The organism is Lentisphaerota bacterium, assembly GCA_016873675.1.
Classification (GTDB): domain Bacteria; phylum Verrucomicrobiota; class Kiritimatiellia; order RFP12; family JAAYNR01; genus VGWG01.
On record VGWG01000135.1, the window covers coordinates 1 to 6413 of the forward strand.

A 6413-nucleotide genomic window follows, 5' to 3' on the forward strand; every position below is an offset into this window, starting at 1 on the left:
ATGTAGGTTTCCGGCTCGTTCGGCAATTCGTAATTGATCACATGCGTGATGCCGTCTACATCGATGCCGCGCGCGGCGATGTCGGTGGCGACCAGGACGCGCACGCGCCCTTCACGAAAGCCGCCAAGCGCCTGCGTCCGGGCCCCCTGGCTCTTGTTGCCGTGGATCGCCGCCGCCGTGATTCCCTCATCGTTGAGATGTTCCGTCACCCGGTTGGCGACATGCTTGCGCTGGGTGAAGACAATCACCTTGCTCATGCCGGTCGCGCGCAGGAGCACGACGAGGAGGTCGTTCTTGTCCTTTTTGGAGACAAACATCACGCTTTGCTTGATTTTATCCACCGTCGGCTGCTCCGGGGCAACCGAGACATGCGCCGCGTCATGAACGAGGGTCCGCGCCAGATCCAGAGCCTCGTGGGTGAGCGTGGCCGAGAAAAAGAGCGACTGGCGCTTGGCGGGCAGCTTGGCGATGACGCGCCGCATGTCGGGGAGGAATCCCATGTCGAGCATCCGGTCGGCTTCATCGAGGACAAAATATTCGACATCGTCGAGCCGCACAAACCCCTGCTGCATGAGGTCGAGCAGGCGGCCGGGCGTGGCGACGACGATGTCGACACCGCCGTGCAGCGCGCGCACCTGATGGCTCTGGCTGACGCCCCCGAAAATGACGGTGTGAGACACGCGCACGTGGCGGCCGTAGGTGTGGATGCTGTCGCCGATTTGCGCAGCCAGCTCGCGTGTCGGCGCCAGAATCAGCGCGCGCGGCCTGCCGGCGGGTGTCGGACGGCGGTGCTCGGTCAGGTACTGGAGCAGCGGCAGGGTGAAGGCGGCGGTCTTGCCCGTGCCAGTCTGGGCACACCCCAAGACGTCGCGGCCGGCCAGCAGCAGCGGAATAGCCTGCTGCTGAATCGGCGTGGGGATGGTATACCCTTCCTCGGCAACGGCGCGTTGAAGCGGCTGCACGAGCAGGCTGAAGGCCCCTTCGGGGGCGGGCGGGTGCGAAACGGTTGCGGATGTGCCGGGAACGGCGGAATCAGTCGGCGGGTGTTTGTGTTTCTGCATAAATATGGGGTCACTATAACCCGGCAGGGCAACCGTGTCAATCCGCGAAAAAACGGTGGCAGGCGTAAGTGACGCTCGCTGCGGGGTTGCCGAATCCAGCGCCACGGAGTATGATACCCGCCGACGACGCTTGGATCCGTCAATCCGAACACTGCCGACCGGCCCGCCTGCGGGACGGTTTTGGGAAGGAGCCGCCATGCTGGACATCAAACGCATTCGAGAGAAGCCGGACGAGATTCGCGAGGGCTTGACGCGTCGCGGCGCCGACGGCACGACGCTAGACCGGGTGATTGATCTGGACCGCGCCCGCCGGGGGCTGGTCACGCAGGTTGAGGAGTTGAAGAACTGCCGCAACAGCCATTCGAAGAAAATCGGCCTACTGAAAAAATCGGGCGCCGACACGACCGCGCTTCAGGCCGACGTGCGCGCGACGGGCGACCGGATCACCGCGATGGACGAGGAGATCCGCGTGATCGAGGCGTCCCTCGGCGAGGCCATGCTGCGCATCCCCAACGTCCCCTGCCCTTCAATCCCGACAGGACCCGATGCCTCGGCCAACCGCGTGGTGCGTCACGCGGGAGAGGCTCCGCAGTTCGAATTCGCCCCCCAGGATCACGTCGCCCTCGGCGAGCGTCTCGGTCTCTTCGACTTTCCCCGTGCGACCCGGATGTCCGGATCCGGTTTTCCCCTCCTGCTCGGCGCGGGCGCGAAGCTGCAGCGGGCGCTGATCCAGTACATGCTCGACCTGCATACGACCCGGCACGGATACACCGAGATGCTGCCGCCATTCGTCGTCAACAGCGACTCGATGCGCGGCACGGGGCAACTCCCCAAGATGGCCGAAGACATGTATCACTGCGAGGTGGACGACCTGTGGCTGATTCCGACCGCCGAGGTGCCGGTGACCAACTATTTCCGCGACGAGATCATTGACCGGCCCCTGCCGGTGTACCTCACGGCCTACACGCCGTGCTTCCGGCGCGAGGCCGGCTCGGCGGGCAAGGAGACCCGCGGCATCCTGCGCGTCCACCAGTTCGACAAGGTTGAGATGGTCAAATTCGTCGAGCCGTCCACCTCCTATGCCGAGCTGGAGACGCTCGTGGGCCATGCCGAAGACGTGCTCCGGGGCCTGGGCCTCCACTACCGCGTTTTGGAGCTGTGCTCGGGGGATATCAGCTTCGCCGCGGCCAAGTGCTATGACATCGAGCTCTGGGCGCCTGGGCAAAAGGGCTGGATCGAGGTGTCGAGCTGCAGCAATTTCGAGGATTTTCAGGCGCGCCGCGCGAACATCCGCTACCGAGACGCCGCCGGCAGGCCCCAGTTTATTCACACGCTCAACGGTTCGGGCGTGGCGCTGCCGCGGCTGATGATCGCGATCCTCGAACAGTTCCAGCAGGCCGACGGCTCTGTCGCCCTGCCGCGGGCCATCGTGCCGTACATGAACGGTGTCGACCGCCTCGTACCGTGCGCCTGACTAAAAGAACCGCGTCACCACGATCAGCGCGGAGAGGATGCCCAGAAGCATCCCGACGAAGACTTCGAAACGGGTGTGGCCGAGCAGTTCCTTCAGGCGCTTCTCAGAGAGCCTGTGCTCCTTGAACAACTCGTCCACGATCTGGTTCAGGATGCGGGCCTGCTCGCCCGCCGCATTGCGCACGCCCGCCGCATCAAACATCGTCACCCCCGCAAAACACCAGGCAAAGATGGCGGCGAACGAGCCAAACCCCTCGGTCAGCGAGATCGCCGTCGCCAAGGCGCTGACCATCGCCGAGTGTGCGCTCGGCATGCCGCCGGTGCTGACAAAATAGCCAATGTCCAGCCGGCGTTCGGTGATCAGCACGGCCGTCAACTTGCACAGTTGCGCGAGCATCCAACCGGAGAAGGCCGACCAGAACCACGGCGTTGAAAATAAATCGGCGACGGCTGTATGAATAATCATCGCAATACCCGGTTCGCCAGAATCGGCGAATGGCGGACATCATCGTGGAAAAGGCCGCTTTTGTCAACATCAACGGCGAAGCATCAACGGCGAAGCAATCAGGACAGGGCACGCGAGGGATGCCCGGCAGCCAGATGTCGTTTCAGAAACCGTCCGGTGTGGGAGTCGGGGCAGGCGGCGATGACTTCCGGGGTGCCGCAGGCGACGACCCGGCCGCCGCCGCTGCCGCCCTCGGGGCCGAGGTCGATGATGTGGTCGGCGCATTTGACGACGTCGAGGTTGTGTTCGATCACCACGACGGTGTTGCCGGCCGCCCGCAGCCGCAGCAACACCTCCATCAGTTTGTGGACGTCGGCGAAATGCAGTCCGGTGGTCGGTTCGTCCAGCAGATAGAGCGTGCGCCCTGTGGCGCGGCGGCTGAGTTCGGCGGAGAGCTTGATCCGCTGCGCCTCGCCGCCCGAGAGGGTGGTCGCGGACTGCCCGAGCTGGACATAGCCCAGGCCGACTTCGGAGAGCGTGCGCAGCTTGCCGGCAACCCCGGGCACGGCCTGGAAGACTTCGAGCGCCTCATCAACGGTCATCGCCAGCACCTCCGCAATGGTCCGGCCCCCGTAGCGCACCTCCAGCGTTTCACGGTTGTAGCGCAAGCCCCCGCACAGCTCGCAGGTGACGTAGACATCGGGCAGGAAGTGCATCTCCAGCTTAATCAGGCCATCGCCCTTGCACACCTCGCAACGGCCACCCTTGACATTGAAGCTGAATCGTCCGGGGCCATAGCCCCGAACCTTGGCGGCGGACGTGGCGGCAAACAGATCCCGGATGGCGGTGAACGCGCCGGTGTAGGTTACGGGGTTGCTGCGCGGGGTGCGCCCGATCGGGCTCTGATCGATTTCGATCACCTTGTCCAGATGTTCAACGCCGGTGATCTTCTTGAACGCTCCGGGCTTGTCGCTGGCGCCGTAGAAATGGCGGGCGAGGTGTTTGCGCAGGATATCGTCAACGAGCGTCGACTTGCCCGATCCCGAGACGCCGGTCACGCAGACAAAGCAGCCGAGGGGAATTGCCACATCAATCCCCTGAAGATTGTTTTCGGTCGCGCCCTTGACCGTCAGCCAGTGCTTGCCCGGTTTAATCCGCTCGGAGGGCGGGGTGATCGCCTTGGCACCGCTGAGGTAGGCGGCGGTCTCGGAGCGCGGCGCGCGCAGCAGGCCCTTCACATCGCCCTGATAGACCACCTCCCCGCCGGCGCGGCCCGCGCCGGGGCCGAGGTCGATGACGGTGTCGGCCTCGCGAATCATCTCCTCGTCATGCTCGACGATCACCACCGTGTTGCCCCGCTGCTGGAGGCGGCGGAGCATGGCGATCAGCCGTTCGTTATCGCGCGGGTGGAGGCCGATGGTGGGCTCGTCGAGCACATAGAGCACGCCGACCAGCCCCGAGCCGATCTGGGTCGCCAGCCGGATCCGCTGCATCTCGCCGCCCGACAGCGTCGCGCTCGGCCGGTCCAGCGTGAGGTAGTCGAGCCCCACGTCGACGAGGAAGCTCAGCCGGCGGCGGATCTCCTTGAGCACTTCGGCGGCGATTACGGCCTCTTGGGGTGTCAGCGCGAGCCCCTCAAAAAAGCCGCGGCCCTCGCGCACCGTCATGGCCATCACCTCGATGATCGACCGGCCGGCCACGGTGCAGGCCCGCGCCTCAGGCCGCAGCCGCGCGCCGCCGCACGCCGGGCAGCGCTGCGTGGACATGTATTTGCGGAGCCGCTCGCGCACCTCCTCGATCTCCGACTCGTTGTAGCGCCGCTGCAGGCTGGGAATCACCCCTTCGAACGGCTTGGACTGGGTGCGCCAGGCACCCTTCATCCAATACGCCAGATCGATCGCCTGTCCGCCCGACCCGCGCATGAGCGTCTCGCGGAACGCGGCGGGCAACTCGCAATAGGGCGTGTCCATGTCAATCGAACAGGCCTTTGCCACCGCCTTGAGCAGGTGCCGGTAATAGAGGATCAGGCGGTGTCCGCCCCGGCGCCACGCCTGGACGGCGCCGGCCTCCAGCGACAGATCCGAGTCCGGCACGATCAGGTCTTCGTCAAACACGAGCTGCACCCCCAGCCCCGAGCAGACGGGGCAGGCGCCGTAGGGACTGTTGAAGGAAAACGCCCGCGGCTTGAGTTCCTCGAAGCTCACACCGCACGCCGAGCAGGCGTTCTTTTCGGAGTAGACCTCCTCGCTCGCGGCGCCGTCGGGGGCGGTCCTCAGGACGCGGATCACGCCGCCGCCCTGTTTCAGACCGAGCTCCACCGAATCGGCGAGGCGCGGCCGGATGGCATCGGAAACGACCAGCCGGTCGACCACCGCCTCGATCACATGGCTCTTGTTCTTGTCCAGCGCAGGAACGGCGTCGATCTCCAGCAGCGCGCCATTGACACGGACGCGGAGAAACCCCTGGCGCCGCACGGCGTCAAACACCTCCTCATGCCGCCCCTTGCGTCCCTGGACCAGCGGCGCGAGGAGCACCAGCTTGGTCTTGAGCGGAAACGCGAGCAGCCGCGCAACGATCTGTTCCGCGCTTTGCTTCTCCACGGGCCGGCCGCAGGCGGGGCAGTGCGGGTGCCCGATGTTGCCGTAGAGCAGGCGGAGGTAGTCGTGGATTTCCGTGGTGGTCGCCACAATCGAGCGCGGATTGCTCCCCGCCGTTCGCTGCTCGATCGCGATCGCCGGCGAGAGTCCCTCGATATGCTCGACGTCCGGTTTCTGCATCTGATCGAGAAACTGCCGGGCATAGGCCGACAGGCTCTCGACGTACCGCCGCTGCCCTTCGGCGTAGAGGGTGTCGAACGCCAGAGACGATTTGCCCGATCCGCTGAGCCCCGTGATCACGGTGAGGCTGTTGCGCGGAATCCGCACATCAATGCCGCGCAAGTTGTGCTCCCGCGCGCCCGTGATGACGATATCGTCGGTATCGCCCATAGGTTTACACGGAGATGATGTTTGGGCCAGAGCTCGCCGGCTCTCCGGGGTTTGCATCCAGATAGGGCTCTGTGCGATAGATGACGATGCGTTGCAGGCGGGTCAGGATGTCACGCAGGGTTTCAAACGCCTGCTGGCACTCCCCGACCGTCTTCTGCATCTCCGGCTTCTCCGCCTGCTGCTGAAGCATGTAGAGATAGGTGGCGATGAGGGTTGCCGGCTGGCCCAGGTGGTGGCAGAGCGAGCCGAGGCTTTCGATCATGACCCGTTGCCGTTCCGTGTGCAGGAGGCGGTCTTGCTGTTCCTGAATCACCCGGATGTGATCGGCCGCCTGCCGAACGATATCCGCCATGTATTGCTGCATGGCGGTCAGATCGTCCGTGTCGTTCGACAAGTGTACGCGCACCGGCATGTCACCGCTCGCCAACATCCGGAGATAGTTGCGCA

Annotated in this window: 5 protein-coding genes; 1 reads left to right on the forward strand and 4 read right to left on the reverse strand. The window is 65.0% G+C overall.

Translation table 11 applies throughout. The annotated features are described in order from the left end of the window. On the reverse strand, positions 1-1061 hold a 1061-nt coding region (locus FJ222_11495; GenBank protein MBM4165046.1), incomplete at its 3' end, for a DEAD/DEAH box helicase. A 196-nt stretch (positions 1062-1257) separates the two neighbouring features. Here FJ222_11495 and serS point away from each other — a divergent pair. After that, on the forward strand, positions 1258-2535 hold the full coding sequence (gene serS / locus FJ222_11500) for a serine--tRNA ligase (protein MBM4165047.1): 1278 nt from the start codon (positions 1258-1260) through the stop codon (positions 2533-2535). Here the strand turns inward: serS and FJ222_11505 are convergent, their stop codons facing one another. From FJ222_11505 to FJ222_11515, 3 genes are all read right to left on the reverse strand, one after another. After that, on the reverse strand, positions 2536-3000 hold the full coding sequence (locus FJ222_11505) for a divergent PAP2 family protein (GenBank protein ID MBM4165048.1): 465 nt from the start codon (positions 2998-3000) through the stop codon (positions 2536-2538). 98 nt (positions 3001-3098) lie between these two features. Continuing rightward, a complete protein-coding gene (gene uvrA / locus FJ222_11510; protein ID MBM4165049.1) occupies positions 3099-5966 on the reverse strand; it encodes an excinuclease ABC subunit UvrA in 2868 nt (955 codons plus the stop codon). Positions 5967-5970: 4 nt separating this feature from the next. Further along, positions 5971-6378 (reverse strand): hypothetical protein, encoded by a 408-nt coding sequence (locus FJ222_11515; protein MBM4165050.1) that lies wholly within the window; start codon positions 6376-6378, stop codon positions 5971-5973. Positions 6379-6413 lie beyond the last annotated feature (35 nt).

Excerpts from the sequence above, each read along its gene's own strand:
- FJ222_11515 (MBM4165050.1), bottom strand. The coding sequence starts at position 6,378 with ATGCCGGTGCGCGTACACTTGTCGAACGACACGGACGATCTGACCGCC.
- FJ222_11505 (MBM4165048.1), bottom strand. The coding sequence starts at position 3,000 with ATGATTATTCATACAGCCGTCGCCGATTTATTTTCAACGCCGTGGTTC.
- serS (MBM4165047.1), top strand. The coding sequence starts at position 1,258 with ATGCTGGACATCAAACGCATTCGAGAGAAGCCGGACGAGATTCGCGAG.
- uvrA (MBM4165049.1), bottom strand. The coding sequence starts at position 5,966 with ATGGGCGATACCGACGATATCGTCATCACGGGCGCGCGGGAGCACAAC.